The organism is Streptomyces chengmaiensis, assembly GCF_029846775.1.
In the GTDB taxonomy this organism is placed as follows: domain Bacteria; phylum Actinomycetota; class Actinomycetes; order Streptomycetales; family Streptomycetaceae; genus Streptomyces; species Streptomyces chengmaiensis.
On the sequence record NZ_JARWBG010000091.1, the window covers coordinates 1 to 15,867 of the forward strand.

The following is a 15,867-nucleotide window of genomic DNA, read 5'->3' on the forward strand; positions in this document are numbered from 1 at the left end:
CCAGGGCCTGCTCGACGAGCTGATCGCGTCGAGTCCGCTCGCGGCCGGCGGGTTCATCGACCCCGCGGCCGTCCGCGCCGCGCTCGCGCAAGCGGCCCGGGGCCAGAACGCCACGGTGATCGCCGACCTGCACCAGCTGATCGTGACGTGCTGGTGGCTGACCGGCCAGACGGTCGGCAAGGAGGTGACGGTGTGCTGACCCCCGCACCTCACGTCCATCACGCCACCGGCCCGTATGGCACGGCGGTGCTCGACATCCGGCGGGGTACATGGCTCATGCTCGATCCGGAGGCCTCGAAGATCTGGCACGCCGTCACCGTCCGAGGCGGCACCGCCGGACTCGCCGACGAGATCGCCGTCCCCACCGGCCAGGACCCGCAGCAGGTCGGCGAGCAGATCACCGCGTTCGTCAACGCGCTGGTGACCACCGGCGTACTCGTCGACACCGCCCGCCCGGCCCGGCGAAAGAGGAGGTGGCGGCGGTGACGGCCATGGTCCCCACCGCCCGGCCCACCGCGCCGCGGCGGGACCGCCTGGCCGCAGCCGTCGCGCTCGCCCTGTCGCTGGCGATGAGCCGGTGGCCGCTGCGCTGGCAGTTCGCCGCCGTACGGCTGCTGCACGGCCTGCCGTACGCGCGCCTGGTCCGCCTCGAAGCCCTCTATACGGCGGTGCTGGCGGTGATCCCCTCTTGGTGGCCGGGCCGCATTGCCTGTATGGAGATCAGTCTCGCCACCGTCCTTGCGACTGTGCTGACCGGCCGCCGGGCCCGCTGGGTGCTCGGCGCCCGCTTCCTCCCGGACGCCGCGCATGCGTGGGCCGAGGTTCCCGAGGGCGCGGCGGCCGGGACATCGGCGACGCGGTCGACCGGCCGTGGATGCCGGTCCTGTCCGTGCCATAGACAGCCCTGGGCTGCCGTGGTCCGGGGCTGGCCAGTGCCTCCCCACCCCGGACCACGACCTCACTCGAACGAGTGAAAGCCGGGCGGTGGGGCTGACGTTTGGTCCGGGCGACCTGGGCCGATGCGGAACCTGCAGAACAATCCCGTTGCCCGGCCGCCTAGTCCGGCTCCCTCATGGGGGGCGTGAGTTCTTCCCTTACCTCGCCGCCCGTCACCGGCGCGGGCCAGCCGCCCGTGATGCGCCTGGCCTCCGGCCGGCACTTCGAGGCGAGCGTCAACCTGTCCACGTGGGCGATAGCGCGCCGTCTGCCCCGCACCCTCGCCGAGGCGGCCCGCCTCGGCTGGCGCACCGACCACCGTGCCGTCTTGGCCCTGCTCGGCTGCCAGATCGCCGCCGCCGCACTCACCGCGACCGCGCTCGCGGCCACCACCCGCGTGCTGGCCGCCGTGTTCACCGGCGGCGACATCGCCGCCGGTCTGCGCCAGAACCTGACCGCCGTGATGGTGCTCGCCATCGCCGCCTGCGGGCGCTACCTGCTCGACGCCGCCGCCCGCGCCGCTGCGGCCCGGCTCGCGCCGAAGGCCGTACGCGAGGCAGACTTGGAAGTCATCACCGCGGCGACGGCCGCCGAGCTGGTGGCGTACGAGGACCCGGACTTCGCCGACGTCCACGCCGCCGCATCCGATGGCGCGGAGAAAACCGGCGACCTCATCCTCGACGCCCAGCTCCTCACCTCCGCCGCCGCCCAGATGGCCGCCGCGGCGACCGTCGTTACCGTCCTGCACCCCGTGATGCTCCCCCTGCTGGTCCTGTCCGTCGTGCCGTGCGCGTGGGGCGCCGTGCGGGGGGCGCGGATCGAGCACACCGCGCATCACCGCAATCTCGCCGATTCCCGCCTGCGCAACGTCTTCCGCTCGTACACCACCGAGCGGAACACCGCTGATGAGGTCCGCGCGGGCACCATGGCCGGGTTCCTGATCCGCCAGTACCGGATCGTCTCCGGCCGCCTAGAGGCCGAACAGCTCAAGGCCACCCGCAAGGCCCTGGCGGTCCAGGGCATCGGCGACGCGCTCACCGCGGTGGGCACCGCCGCGACCTGGGGCGTGCTCGTGCTCCTGGTGGCAACCGGCCGCATGGAGCTCGCCGTCGCGGGGACCGCGGCCCTGGCGGTGCGGACCTCCGGGGTGGCGCTCGCCACGACGGTGAGGGCCGGGGCGAGGCTGTTCCGCACCTCGCTGTCCCTGGACGACTGGGCCCGCTTCCTCACCGTGGCCAAGCCGTGGACGGCCCGACGCGGCACGGCTGCCGTCGCCGAGGACGGGCCGCAGGTCATCACCGCCCAGAGTGTCTCCTTCACTTACCCCGGTGCCGACACCCCCGCGCTCGACGACATCGACCTGGACCTCAAGCGCGGCGAAGTCATCGCCTTGGTCGGCGAGAACGGCGCCGGCAAGAGCACCCTCGCCCGGATCCTGACCGGCCTGTTCCTCCCCACCAGCGGTTCGGTGCGGTGGGACGGGGTGGACCTGACGGACGCCGACCCGGCCGGGGTACTCGCCCAGGTCGCGCTCGTGCCGCAGGACTACACGCGCTGGCCGCTGGCCGCCCGCGAGAACATCACCCTCGGTCAGCCCCGCCCCGACGGCGACACCGCCGTACACGCTGCTGCCGATGCCGCCGGCGCCGACAGCGTTATCGCCGCCCTCCCGCACGGGCTGGACACATCGTTGGCCCGCTCCTGGTGGGGAGGGCACGACCTCTCCGGCGGGCAGTGGCAGCGCATCGCGGTCGCTCGCGCCTTCCACCGTGACGCCCCCGTGCTGGTGATGGACGAGCCGACCGCCGCGCTCGACGCCCGCGCCGAACACCGGATCTACACCCGCCTGAAGGCCCTCGCCGACGGCCGGGCGACCGTGTTCATCACCCATCGACTGGCCAACACCCGCCTCGCCGACCGGATCATCGTCCTCGACCAGGGCCGAATCTCTGAGATGGGCACGTATGACGAGCTGATCGACCAGGCGGGGGGGTTCTTCGAGATGCTGAAGTTGCAGGAAGACCGCGACTGATCCGTTCCCTCACCTCTATTGATGGGAAACTCTTCGACTTCCATCGCGCAAGCCGCTGACCTGCGGCGACGCATCGCGAGAGGCAGAACCGCAAGAGTTTCTCATCAATAGGAACAGTTCGGCTGTCTCAGGCCCCGAACTGTCTCAGTTGCCCCGCCAATGAGAACGGTTCGACGGCAGAGTTCGGGGCTGGGGACTGTCTCAGCACGGCCCCATCATTGTTATCTCGTTGTGACCTCGCCGGGAGAGCATGGCGCAACCGTGGAGGATGACAGCCTGGTACGACAACGACAACGACAACGACAACGACAACGGCAGCGTCGGCCAAGGTCGAACGCCTCGGCACGGGCGTGACCACCAGAGATTCCGGGGTGGGGCCGACCGGCTGGCTGGCGGCTATGCCCTCCCATGCATCCCCTGGACGGGTGAATGCAGGACCGAACGGCTGTGCTGCATAACGGTGGGCGAGGACAATGGGTGGCCGCGGCGGGATGGGGGGCGTGGAGTGGGAGCGTTCGAAGGCCTGGAGCCAGAGGACCCAAGGCAGGTGGGGCGCTATCGGATAATGGCGCGGCTCGGCGCTGGCGGCATGGGCCGCGTGTATCTGGGACGTTCAACGAGTGGCCGGGCGGTTGCTGTGAAGGTGATTCGCGCCGAACTGGCAGAGGACCCCCACTTCCGGCGCCGGTTCGCCAGGGAGATCGCGGCAGTTCGCCGGGTGGCCGGCTTCTTTACCGCAGCGGTGGTGGATGCAGAAGTCGAGAAGTCCCCGGCGTGGCTCGCAACGGCGTATGTTCCAGGGATGTCACTGGAGGAGGCGGTGCGTGTCCATGGGGCATGGGCCGAGGAGTCCGCGATGGCTCTGGGCGCGGGTTTGGCTGAGGCGTTGGAAGCCATTCACAGTGCCGGGGTGATCCATCGGGATCTGAAACCGTCGAACGTGCTGTTGGCCGCCGATGGCCCGCGAGTGATCGACTTCGGTATCTCGTGCGCCGCTGAGGCGAGTGCTTTGACCCACACCGGGATGGCCATCGGAACACCGGGGTACATGTCGCCTGAGCAGGTGACTGGAGGCGCTGTCGGTCCGGCCAGCGACGTGTTTTCGTTGGGTTCGGTGCTGACTTTCGCGGCGACAGGGGCTGGTCCCTTTGGGTCCGGACTCCCACATGCAGTGAACTTCCGGGCCGTCTATGAAGAACCCGTCTTGCATCAGCTTCCAGCAGCTTTGCAGGAGTTTGTGAGGAGCTGCCTTGCCAAGGTGCCCGCGCACCGACCCACAGTCGCTGCGCTGTTAGACCGGCTTGCCAAGGCGGCGCGACTGGGCGATGACGTCACGTCAGTGCTGGCCACCGCCGCCTGGTTGCCTGCGGCCGTGGCCACCGCCGTCAGCACCCGTAGCGCCGACGTGGCCTCTGTGCCCACCGAGCCTGCTACGAAGATCATCGCTGCCGATCTGCTCTCTCGGTCCGCAGTGACCCCAACACCTCCCCCACCCGTCCTGCAACCGGTGGCGCCACGCAGGATTGAGGTCGGACAGTGGACAACACGGGTGGCTTTCAGCCCCGACGGCACACGCTTGGCGACGGGATCCAGTCGCCGTGTTGGCGTCTGGGACTTACGCGACGCCAACAGCTCAGAGCTTCTGTGGCGGCAGAAAATCGGTGACTGGTTGCTGGACTCCCTGAAGGACATGGCGTTCAGCCCGGACGGCACCCGCCTGGCCACCGCAACGCTCGGCGAGCGCACAGCGGTCGTGTGGGACGCGGACACAGGTGAACGACTGCTGCAGATCGCCCACGGCCGCACGGTAGAGCATCTGGCGTTCAGCCCGGACAGCACTCGCCTGGCCACCGTTCCGCAGTTGGGCACCGTGTTGCTGTGGGACGCTGCCACCGGTCGGCAGCTACTCGAGTTCCCTAAGCATGGGGAAGACTCGGTTTCCTGCGTCGCATTCGGTCCGGACGGCACTCGCCTGGCCACCGGCAGCGTACGCGCGGCACTGCTGTGGGACGCCGGCACCGGCAACCGCCTCATGCTCCTACACCACGACACTGCCACCCCCCACGGTCTGGCGTTCAGCGCCGATGGCGCTCGCCTCGCGACCTTTTCCGAGGATTCCCTAGCGGTCTGGGACGTCACCTCCGGCGAACGCCTGCACCACATTCCGCAGAGGGGCAACAATGCAGGCGCCGTGGCCTTCAGCCCGGACGGCACTCGCCTGGCCACGGGTCATGGGAAGACCGCGGCAGTCTGGGATGCCGCCACCGGTCAGCGGCTGATCGAAGTGGCGCACAAGGACATGGTGTGGGGCATGGAGTTCAATGGCGACGGCACCCGGTTGGCCACTGGCAGCATCGATAAGACAGCGGCCGTATGGGACATCAGTTCTACTTGTCCGACGTAGAGCAACCTCGGGCGCCTACCAGCCGACCACCGAGGACCGCGTGAGGGGGGCCGGACGCCGCCCGGGTGCACGCATGTACTTGGTGGTGTGATCGGGGTCCGTGTCGGCCGCCCCCTCGACGGCCTTCGTCAGCACGGGTGTTGAAGCCGCAGAGGTCCTTGGCAGGCAGCCCGGCCCGCGCCGAACCCAAGGCCGAGCCACATGCGTCGGCGTCCGCTGCAGATGTCGTGGCTCAGGATGTCGGCGACCTCGAGGTCGCGCGTTAGCAACGCAACGTGACCCAAACAAGGTCTTTGTACCAGCCTTCTTCTCAGGCTCGCGCTCGGGTGGATCGGGCGCAACATTTCGGCCCAGGCACGGCTCGGTCGCCGGGCGTGCCCTGGGCGCGCCCGGCGCGAGGTGGCACAGCGTGGAGCGTGACCGGCGCGCCGGACGTTCAAAAGGAGCGGGCCAAGCCGATCACATGAGTGTGCATCCTCTGTGTTCGTTCCCGTCTGACGGCATCGGCGATTGGGCAGTATCCACAGACATGGCCAGTGCGCACGCCGACCGGATTCAGGCGTTTCTGATGGAAGCTGTGCGCATCAGGTCGCGGACCCTACATCACCTGCGAGCAAGGAAGTCCGACTCAACCGGCCCGGCGGCACCCATCTGGCACCGCCGGGCATTCGGACCGATGCGAACTGGCCGCGAGTGACCTGCTTGAAGTGGCCTACACCCCCCGTCGACAACGCCGAGTTCCATGTCGCAGCGTCACCGCAGCGGACTCCCCGACCGACCCGGCTGCGCCCCAGGGGCCCTGCCCCAATACAGCCTCAAACATCTTCGACATGTTCACATCCATCGCCGTGATGTGCGCCCGCAGCACCATCTGATCTGCTGAGGAACGACGAGCTAGGCTCTGGCACGGTGGCAGGATGACGTGGTGTCCGACTCTCTCCGTGAACTGTGGCTGCGCGACATCGCCTTCAACACGGCGGCACCCGCCGACGTACTGATCCGTCTCCTGGACGAAGCGGCTGGCGAGGCCGGCTTGCTGATGTGCGAGGGCCGCGACCTTCCCGGCGCCGTCACCGACGCAGCCCTCCGCCACCCGGCCAGGCGGATCCGCCGCGCCCTCGCCGGCAACCGGCACGTCGACCCCGCACGACTCGCTCCCCTGGCATCGGACCCCTCGGGACTCGTCCGTGCGCAGCTCGCCGGCGGCACCCGGCCCCAGCCCCGGTGGGTCCGGCCCCTGCCGGACGACATCCTCGTCACCCTCCTGACCGCCCAGGACGGAGGCGAGGACGGCAGGGTCACCAAACAGGAACTCGTCGGGGAGCTCTGGTCCTCCCGGCAGATCCCTCCGTCTTTCCCGCGGGTCATGGCCGGTCACGACCACCCCGTACTCCGTCTGTACGCCACCTCTCAGTGGCAGTCGCTCACCGCAGTGCAGCGCAAGGCCCTGCTCGATGACCCCGACCCCGCCGTACGGGAAGCAGCCAGGAAGGTCAGCCGGGAGCTGGACCCGGAGGCGGTGGAGGCCGACCTGCCATCCATCGGATCACGCAGCACGTCGTTCGTGCTCGGCACCTGTGCCCTGTCACCTGCGGTCGTCGAGCAGTGCTTCGCGGACGATGCGGTGCACCCGCTGGCCCGGAACCGCCATACACCGGCCGACGCCCTCGCCCGGCTCGCCCGCCACCCCGATGCAGAGATCTGCAGGCTGATCGCCACCCGGCCCGACCTGGGACCGGAGGCGGCGGAGCTGAGGCAGGATCCGGACGAGGACGTGCGGATGCGTGCCCGCCTCCAGCCCTCCATCCGTACCTGGGCCGAATTCCAGGCGGTCCACAGGGTCATCGGGCACGGTCCCGACTGCACCTGTCCGATCACGAAGCCAGCCACCGAGCCGTCGCCCGACTGGTACGCCACCTGCGCGGCGTCCGAGGAACCGGTGCTCCGCCGGGTTGCGGCGAGCTGGCTCGGCCTGCCCGCAGAGCTCGTCGGGACACTGGCGCTGGACGATGACGAAGAGGTACGGATCCGGCTGGCCTGCCATCACCCGCTGGCTCCGCCGCCCCTCCTCCTAGTGCTGTGACCGCGTAGGTTCGCCGGGTTGGTGGTCGCGACGGTTGGATGTGCGGTGACGTCCATTCGACCGCTGGAGGCGCGGTGGCTGAGCCTGTCCGTGTACGGAGACTGACCGACCAGGAGGGGCAGAAGCTGCAGCAGATCGTGCGCCGGGGCAGCACGAGTTCTGTGCGCTATCGGCGCGCGATGATGCTGCTGGCCTCGGCGGGCGGGAACCGTGTGCCGGTGATCGCCCAGCTGGTGCAGGCCGACGAGGACACCGTGCGCGATGTGATCCACCGGTTCAACGAGATCGGTCTGGCCTGTCTGGACCCTCAGTGGGCGGGAGGCCGTCCCCGCCTGCTCACCCCTGACGACGAGGACTTCGTCATCCGGACGGCCACCACTCGCCCCACCAGGCTCGGTCAGCCCTTCACCCGTTGGTCGATCCGGAAACTCGCCGCCTACCTGCGGAAAGTGCACGGACGTGTCATCCGCATCGGCCGGGAAGCCTTACGGTGCCTGCTCCGGCGCCACGACATCACCTTCCAGCGCACCAAGACCTGGAAGGAATCGCCCGACCCCGATCGCGACGCCAAGCTCGACCGGATCGAGCAGGTGCTGGACCGCTTCCCCGACCGGGTCTTCGCCTTCGACGAGTTCGGACCCTTGGGGATCCGGCCCACCGCGGGCTCCTGCTGGGCGATGCAGGGCAAGCCCGGCCGGCTGCCGGCGACCTACCGCCGCACCCACGGTGTCACCTACTTCCACGGCTGCTACTCCGTCGGCGACGACCGTCTGTGGGGCGTCAACCGCCGTCGCAAAGGCACCGCCAACACCCTGGCGGCGCTGAAGTCGATCCGCGCCGCCCGACCCGACGGCGCCCCGATCTACATCATCTTGGACAACCTCTCCGCCCACACCGGCGCGGACATTCGCCGCTGGGCGAAGAAGAACAAGGTCGAGCTGTGCTTCACCCCGAACCTACGCCTCCTGGGCCAACCCGATCGAGGCCCACTTCGGACCGCTGCGGCAGTTCACCCTGGCCAACTCCCACCATCGCAGTCACCCCGCGCAGACCCGGGCCCTGCACCGCTACCTGCGCTGGCGCAACGCCAACGCCCGCCACCCCGACGTACTCGCCGCACAACGCCGAGAACGCGCCCGCATCCGCAGCGAGAAGGGCATCCGCTGGGGCGGACGTGCCAGAAGCCCGGCGGCGTGAAGGATCGACAGCCGGCACAGCCCAGTCCCACCACACGGACCGCGAGGAGCTCTGCATGGACCATCAGGACGTCGACGCCGCCGTGGCAGAGATGCTGCGGGTGCTCGGCCCCGTACCGCCGAGGACTGGACGGTGCCGGCGGGGCCGCTCGAATGGACCTGCTGGCAAACAGCAGCCCACATCGGCCACGACCTGCTGGCCTACGCAGGGCAGCTGGCAGCTCAACCCGACGACGCCTACCTTCCCATCGACCTGAACGTTCGCCCCACCGCCTCGCCGGCCGAAGTACTCCAGGCCGTCAACGCCTGCGGCGGACTGCTCAGCAGCGCCCTGGCCACAGCCACCCCGACCCTGAGGGCCTGGCACTGGGGCCCGTGCGACCCCGAAGGGTTCGCGGCGATGGGCGTCGCCGAAACCCTGCTGCACACCTACGACATCACGCAGGGACTGTCCGTGCACTGGCTGCCACCAGCACCGCTGAGCGCAGCAGTACTCAACCGGCTCTTCCCCGCCGCCCCGCCCGGAGACCCCACCCGGGTACTCCTCTGGTGCACCGGCCGCGGAGAACTCGACGGCCTCCCTCGCCAAAACTCATGGAGGTGGGAAGCAGCACGATCGGACTGATCGAGCTGACCCCGGCGAACCTTCCCGGTCAGAGCACTAGCGCAACTCTTGGCGCAACCCTCAGCGCAACAGATATGCGCAACCCTTGCCGCAACCTCGTGCTCCTGGCCGCAAGAAGACGACCGGTCACGCGGCTTGGACGGCTCCGTGGGCGCGGGCGAGGTGGCGCAGCTCGGAGCGTGCCGCCGGCGGCGAGCTGCCGACCGAGCCCGGCAACGTCGTGCACCAGGGCGAAGACCTCGGACGATGGGTACGGGCGCAGCGGCTCGGCTGGGACAAGCTCACGACCGTGCAGCAGTGGATGTGCGAACAAGTCCTCGGAATCACCCCCGCGACCGAGGACGAGAAACCGCCCCCGCGCCGTACACAAGCCGACAAATGGGCGCTGAACTACCAGGCCGCCAAGCAGTTCTACGAACGCGAAGGACACCTCCAGGTCCCGCTCAAGCACGTCGAACGCATCGTCCTGGGCGAGGACCAGGAGGAGCGGGAGCTCCGGCTCGGGGCGTGGATCGGGAACCAGCGGAGCCGGGCCGCGACGCTGCCCCCGGAGCGAATCGAACAGCTATCCGCCATCGGCATGCGCTGGACGTCCACCTGATCTGCGAAACCGACAAGACAACGGCCATCCAGCTGGCTGCCCGCCCGCGCTTCCACGTCCGCTCCACCCCCACCAGGTCCTGCTGGCGCGGCCGAACGGTGATTCACGCTGCTGACGACCGCGCAGGACACTCTGCCATTCAGTGCTCCTGCTCCTTCACTGCCTCCCAGAACCTGCGGACGTGTGAGTCCCTTGACGCTTCGTTGAGGATGTTCTTGGAGCCGGCCTTCAGCCTGAGCCGGACTTTCCTGCTCCCGCTCGCGGAGATATTTTCAAGTCGTGCAAGGTCAGCGTCCAGCAAGTTGTCGACGAAGGGCTTCCACTCGCCCTCGTACGCCTGCGTCCACCTCAGCCGCTGATCGTCAGGCTGACGGTTGGCCGTCAAGACCAGCGTCGACTGAGCGTACTCCAGCAAGTGCCTCAGATAGTGCCGGGCCGCCTCCACCCGCACCGGGACCTCGACGTCGAACTGCTCGGGTGCATCAATGACCGCGGCACCGTGCTCGAGCAGTGCCGTGAGAATGTCCGGTCGGCGGTCGTAGTAGCTGCCCGAGGGGAACAAGAGTTCCACGAGATCCTCGTGCCGCACGCCAGACAGTCCTCTGAGGTCCGTCTGCCCCTCGCCGACCGTAATCTTCTTGACACTGGCCCCTTCGAGCCTGAGCTGCCAGCTGCCACTCGATGGGAGGAACAGCGATTCCAGCTGGCAGCCGACTAGTTTGGCGTCGGCCACGCGGATTTCTCCCAGATCGAGCGGATCGGCGAACGTTGCACCGACGATCGGACTGCCGGGCATGCTCCCGGTGGCCCGGATCACCGCTGCCCACATGGCTCCTAGGTTGGTAGCCGCCACAGTGTCGTGGGAGTCACCGTGCCTCTGTGTCTCGTTAGGGAAGCCAGCCAACGCGTTCGTGACGCATGCGGCGTCAACCCCCGCGACCACGCCGTCCACGGTGGCCGCACGCCATTCCGCCTTGCCCAAGAGCCGGTAGAACGCATCAACGCGTTGCCCCTGGAGGTGGCGTGTAGCCATACCAGCTAGGAAGTTATCGAAGAACACCTCGTGCTGAAATCGGAATCGGGTGGGCCCAAGGGCGCCCGACTCGGATGTCAGCCCGCAGAGCACCTGGAGACGCTCCCGCAGACCGCTGCGGTCGTCCAGATCCTTGACATCGGACAGCCCCAGAGCAAACGCAGCGGCCAACTCTAGATCGCCGGAGTCAATCTCGCGCTCATGACTATCCACCATCATCTCCGCGACGTACTCGAACGTCCGTCGCAGTTCACTTCGGTCGAGGAGCCCTGAGTCACCGTTCGCCGTGTAAGCGAGCTTGCGCTCCTCCCGCACGATGTAGTGGTTCAGGAGCTGCTCAGTCAAGGACGAGGACTCCTCGCCGGACTCCTCATACTCTCCCGATCGGCACATTTCGGCGAAGGCCCGGGCGAAAAACGGGAGTCCGAGCAGCTCCTTATCTCGATCAGGCAAACGTTCGAAGTGAGAGGCAGACAGACCGTAGTCGCGTAGGAAGGACAAGATGTCATCCGAACTCCAGGGCTGCACCTCCGCGATCCTGTGGCGAACGGCCGCGTTTCCGGTCCTGTTAGCCCGCTGAACGCTCGAGCGGTACTGGTTCATGTAATAGGAGGAACGTGCCGAGACAACCATCACTCCGCGCCCGCCGAGGGCGTCGAGCCAGTCTTGCAGTGAGTCGACCGCATCGCTGTACGCCGCCCCACCGAGCAACTCGTCAAAGCCGTCGATAAGGAGGGCGATCAGCCCGTTCCTGCACAGGGCCTTGACGCGCGTCTCGGTGAGGTTCTGGGTGAGGGCGACTGCGTCGTTGACTGCCGCATCCAGGTCATCCAGGACGCGTCCTGTTGATCTGACGTACAGAAAGAGAGGGCGGCCACCTCGCTCGTTGCCGTGGTTCTGTTCAACTTCCCGCGCTCGGTCTCTCGCGGCCTCGACCATGGCGCGGGTCTTCCCGATCCCAGCCTCGCCATTCACGAAGACGACCTGGGTCTGCCCCTTCTCAATTCCGAGGTCCTCGTCAACACCGTCAATGAGTTCGGAGAACTTCTGCTTCTGAGGATTCTCGCCGTCGTACTCGGTCACCAAGACGTGCGCTTCCCGATGGGCACTGACGTCAGCTTTCCAGCCAAGCTGCTTGGCTTCCTCCTCGGCGAACTGCTTCTCGAACTCTTTCAATTTGAAGTGCAACCGACTGGCGATGATGGGCCAGTTGGCCAGTTCGCGTAGATACGCGCGGTAGGGAGTCCATCCGTCCTCACTTTTCCACTCAGGGCCATCGCCACCGAGGCGGAAGTAGTCCCTGCGTAGCTGGGTTCCCTCGCTAACCGACTTTCCCCACTCGTACCCGAACCCATGTTTATGCTCGAAATACTGCGGATGCTCGCAGATGACATCGGCGAACGCCCTGAGGTCGTTCTCCACTTCCTTCCGAAAGAGTTCCAGTGGATCCTCCGGCGTCCTCTTACGTTTCAGGAGCCCATGCAACGCGTCGATGAGGGACGTGCTGTCCGGGCTGGAGCGATAGCTCGAGGCACCGAAGGCGAGGAAGGACGGTTTATCCCCGGTGAAGTTGGAGTACACGTGCCAGCTGCCGTCCGGCTTGACATACATGAAGGGCCACAGCGGCACCTCGGTGTCGTCCCAGGTGAACACTGGGCATGACTCCGGGCTTCCGTCATTCGTCAGGGTCACCGTCGCCTCCGACAGGAATCCCACAATGATGCCGGAGATCTCCCGAACCAGCGCGTCCACGTCGGGGGACAGTTCCTGCGGGATCGCCCCTCCGTGACTCACGTGGTCACGGAGGGGCTTGAGCGCCCGAAACTCGGGGGGTGCCGAGGGAACACCCTGCTCGTAGCGAGCCAGCGTCTTATCCACGGCGTCCCTCACACAGTGCCCAGTGGTGCCGGGGGCAGTGTCTTTCAGGCGCCAACGCAGGTCGCGGAGGTCGGAAATCCACTGCCCCAGCCCGGGCGACCTGCCGATGCTGGTGCTGTCAAGGCCGATCGCGCGCAGCGTCGAGGCCGCTAGGAGGGCCAGGAAGCGTACCTCGAAGTCGAGGGCAGAGAAGCTCTCCTGCACACTCCTGGGCAGGCCTGTGGAAGACGGAGCGTAGAACCCTTCCATGTGGCGGAACGCCGCCACGGCCGAGCTGGTCACCGATCACCTCAACACTGGTGCAACAGGGCCTTCAGCATGCACCTGCCGGGCTCCGCGGAAGGCGCCGCGTCCCCGCCGCCTGGCCCACCGTCACCCGGGCGCAGTAGGGACGCGCTCAGGCTGACCTGTGAGCCGTCCTTGCCGCGTCGAGTTCGGCGTCGTGCAGGCACTGCACGCACGACTGTGCCCGTGGGGAGGTGCGCCGTGCCGCTCCTTCGATCTCGGCACGTCACGAGAGCCGCTGCAGGTCATCGAGCCCGATGACACGGCGTACCAGGCCGCCTGCACACGATTCGAGTTTCTCTCCTCCGTGTGCTGGTGCGTCGCGTCGGTGTCGTTCGACGCTACGGAGGCCGCCGCCTCCGTAGCGTCGAACGAAATTGCGGGTAATTGCGGAACTTCACTCCAGGGCGTCGATCGCGGCCCGGATGAGGGCGCGGGCCGTGTCGCCGTAGACGGCCATCTCTCCGAGGCCGGCGAACGCCTTGGCGTAGTCGGCGACCTCGCGCGGCTGCGTCACCTTGATCCCCGCCGTCAGGGTCTCCACCACGGCCACGGTGTCGTCGTGGACGTAGAACGCTTCCAGGGGCCACACGGTGCGGCGCGCGGTGAACGGGATGATCCCGAGCGAGACGGAGGCGAGCGGCATCACCGCCAGGAGGTGACGGAGCTGCCCGCGCATCGCCTCGGGGCCGGCGGTGCGGTAGCGCAGGACGGATTCCTCGAGGAGGACGACGTAGCGGTGGCCGCCCTCGTAGAGGAAGCGGGAGCGGGCGACGCGGGCGGCGACGGCTTCGGCAACGTCGTCAGGGTGCCCTGGAAGCGGGTGATCTGCTCCATGAGGGCGGTCGCGAAGGCCGGCGTCTGTAGGAAGCCCGGGGGCACGTTGGAGACGTAGACCCGGCAGTGGCGGGTCTGCTCGTGCAGGGCGTACCAGTCCTCTTGGACCTGGTGCATTCCGTTGCGGTGCAGGCGGCACCACTCCATGTACATCGAGTCGACCGCGCGGGCGGTGGCGATGAGGTCGGAGGCCTGGTCGTCCGCGCCGCACGCCGCGCACCAGGTACGGATGTCCGCGTCGGAGGGCAGGACCGCGCCCTTTTGGATGCGGGTGGTCTTCGCGGGATGCCAGCCGCACCGGGCGGAGAGCTCCTTTCCGGTGAGGCCGGCGTCCTTGCGCAGGTGCGAGAGCCGCACGGCGAGCGCCTCACGGGCCCCCTGAGCGCTGGACGATGGAGAGGCGCTCGTCATGAGATGGCGGCCCTTGGGTGTGCTTCCGTCAGATGCGGTAGTCGGCGTGGTCGGTGGCCAGGTCCCACACGGCGCGGAACGCCTCGGCGCACAGCTTGACCGCGGCGGGGTCGTCGGTGTGGTCGGGCTCGAGGGCCTGGCCGTCGCCGGAGAACAGGTTCCAGCGCACGATCCGGTCGTCGATGAGCCAGAAGTCGTTGCCCGGCAGGGCGAGGGTCGAGGCGCGGCGGCGGGGCAGCCAGCGGACCTGTTCGCCGGCGCGGCAGTTGGCGTCGGCAATGGCGTGCTCGAACCGGATGTAGTCGGTGACGGGCTCGGAGACGACCCGGGCGCGGCGGACCTTCACTCCGCGGGCGACGGTCCTCTCCACCAGCGGCAGCCACCCGCTCCAGTACTCCGAGTCGTCCGCGGGCACGCTCCCGTCACGCAGGAAGGTGTCGTAGACCTCCCGCTCCTCCCCCCACGGCGTAGACGTCGCGGAGCTCCAGGTGCAGGGCATGCGTCTGGGCGGAGTCGAGCAGGTCCTCAAAGCTGGGCACTGGCGGCCTCTGCGGCATCGCACGCCCTCCTGATCTGCTCCACCATGCTGAGTGGGATCCGGACGATCCCTTCGTCATCGGCGGGCGGACTGTCCTGACGGCAGGCGGCCTGGGTCGCCGCGTCGGCGGAGCCCGAGGGAGCGGTGCCGGGCGGATCAGGAGCGGATGTTTCGCGTCTGTACCTGATCCGGGCTCAGCATCTGATCATCTTCGGTGGCTGGCGGGCAATGTAGCGGACTGCCTTCTCCACCGTTGCTTCGATCAAGGGCAGCGGGTCTTCGTCTTTGAAGTCGAACCACTCGCCGCGAACCCTCTTGGTGGCGAAGGCGTGGTGTAGGTAGTTCTCCACGAGGGACCCGCCCCACCAGTTGCCTAGCAGGCGCAGTTCCAGCGGGCAGCCGATCTGGAACGCCGTGACTCTCCCGGCCGGGTTGGAGCTGGCTCCGATCTTGACCATGGATGTGCCTATCGCTGCGATGGCGTAGACGTTGGTGGCGACTCCTACCGCGATACGAGGAAGTTCGGGGTTGGGACCAGCGGTCTTCAAGGTCGGGCCCTTCTTCTCATGTGGCAGGACGGCACACCCTATTGCGCCGTTCAGTGGGCTCGAAGCGGACAGCAGGGTATGGCGTGAGGCGGTCTTGTGCCGCCGCTCGCGCCTGGCTGAGGCTTGGCTGATCACAGGCGGCTGAGGACGCCGGTTGGGCGATCGGCTTCGGCCAGCCGGTGATGTGAGGTTCGGAAAAGACGACACCGGCCGATCCGGGAACATGTCACCGGAGAACTGGAGCGCTGTCACCAGCGGTCGATCACCAACGGCAGCCTCTCAACGGCGCAACCGACCCGCCCCTGACAGCCCACCAGGCCGAGCCTGGCGCCCTCGGCCGCGAAGGCCAGCGCCGTGGACGCGCCGATCCCGCTGGCAGCCCCGGTGATGAGCACGCGCCGGCCGTCGAGTCCCAGGTTCATCGGACCGCCACCCGGGTGCTGATCAGGGAGACCGGTCC

At 68.0% G+C, this 15,867-nt stretch carries 11 protein-coding genes and 3 pseudogenes; 9 read left to right on the plus strand and 5 right to left on the minus strand.

What is annotated here, in order from left to right; genetic code table 11:
- From QCN29_RS35215 to QCN29_RS35255, 9 genes and pseudogenes are all read left to right on the plus strand, one after another.
- The coding region (locus QCN29_RS35215) for a hypothetical protein (protein ID WP_279933293.1) at positions 1-199 on the plus strand (199 nt) is incomplete at its 5' end.
- The gene (locus QCN29_RS35220; RefSeq protein WP_279933295.1) at positions 193-486 is read left to right on the plus strand and encodes a PqqD family protein; all 294 of its coding nucleotides are present in this window, start codon (positions 193-195) and stop codon (positions 484-486) included. The genes QCN29_RS35215 and QCN29_RS35220, both read left to right, overlap by 7 nt.
- A gap of 5 nt (positions 487-491) precedes the next feature.
- Entirely contained in the window at positions 492-974 is a 483-nt protein-coding gene (locus QCN29_RS35225) for a lasso peptide biosynthesis protein (protein WP_279933304.1), read from the plus strand.
- Between the two features lie 107 nt (positions 975-1,081).
- Positions 1,082-2,968, plus strand: a complete 1,887-nt coding sequence (locus QCN29_RS35230; RefSeq protein WP_279933296.1) for an ATP-binding cassette domain-containing protein — start codon at positions 1,082-1,084, stop codon at positions 2,966-2,968.
- 565 nt (positions 2,969-3,533) lie between these two features.
- The gene (locus QCN29_RS35235) at positions 3,534-5,372 is read left to right on the plus strand and encodes a WD40 repeat domain-containing serine/threonine protein kinase (protein ID WP_279933297.1); all 1,839 of its coding nucleotides are present in this window, start codon (positions 3,534-3,536) and stop codon (positions 5,370-5,372) included.
- Between the two features lie 925 nt (positions 5,373-6,297).
- Complete coding sequence (locus QCN29_RS35240; RefSeq protein ID WP_279933299.1) at positions 6,298-7,455, plus strand: hypothetical protein; 1,158 nt, start codon at positions 6,298-6,300, stop codon at positions 7,453-7,455.
- 74 nt (positions 7,456-7,529) lie between these two features.
- Positions 7,530-8,652, plus strand: a pseudogene (locus tag QCN29_RS35245) (IS630 family transposase).
- Between the two features lie 132 nt (positions 8,653-8,784).
- Complete coding sequence (locus QCN29_RS35250; RefSeq protein ID WP_279933301.1) at positions 8,785-9,276, plus strand: maleylpyruvate isomerase N-terminal domain-containing protein; 492 nt, start codon at positions 8,785-8,787, stop codon at positions 9,274-9,276.
- An 85-nt stretch (positions 9,277-9,361) separates the two neighbouring features.
- Positions 9,362-9,877 (plus strand): helicase associated domain-containing protein, encoded by a 516-nt coding sequence (locus tag QCN29_RS35255; RefSeq protein ID WP_398860626.1) that lies wholly within the window; start codon positions 9,362-9,364, stop codon positions 9,875-9,877.
- 139 nt (positions 9,878-10,016) lie between these two features.
- Here the strand turns inward: QCN29_RS35255 and QCN29_RS35260 are convergent, their stop codons facing one another.
- The 5 genes and pseudogenes from QCN29_RS35260 to QCN29_RS36965 form a co-directional block, all read right to left on the minus strand.
- Positions 10,017-13,070 (minus strand): NACHT domain-containing protein, encoded by a 3,054-nt coding sequence (locus tag QCN29_RS35260; protein ID WP_279933302.1) that lies wholly within the window; start codon positions 13,068-13,070, stop codon positions 10,017-10,019.
- A gap of 400 nt (positions 13,071-13,470) precedes the next feature.
- Positions 13,471-14,321: pseudogene (locus tag QCN29_RS35265) on the minus strand (helix-turn-helix domain-containing protein).
- Between the two features lie 28 nt (positions 14,322-14,349).
- Positions 14,350-14,820: a DUF6879 family protein gene (locus tag QCN29_RS35270; RefSeq protein WP_318036766.1), complete on the minus strand. Its 471-nt coding sequence runs from the start codon at positions 14,818-14,820 to the stop codon at positions 14,350-14,352.
- 233 nt (positions 14,821-15,053) lie between these two features.
- A complete protein-coding gene (locus tag QCN29_RS35275) occupies positions 15,054-15,407 on the minus strand; it encodes a GIY-YIG nuclease family protein (RefSeq protein WP_279933303.1) in 354 nt (117 codons plus the stop codon).
- 248 nt (positions 15,408-15,655) lie between these two features.
- A pseudogene (locus QCN29_RS36965) lies at positions 15,656-15,867 on the minus strand (hypothetical protein); the annotation flags it as partial.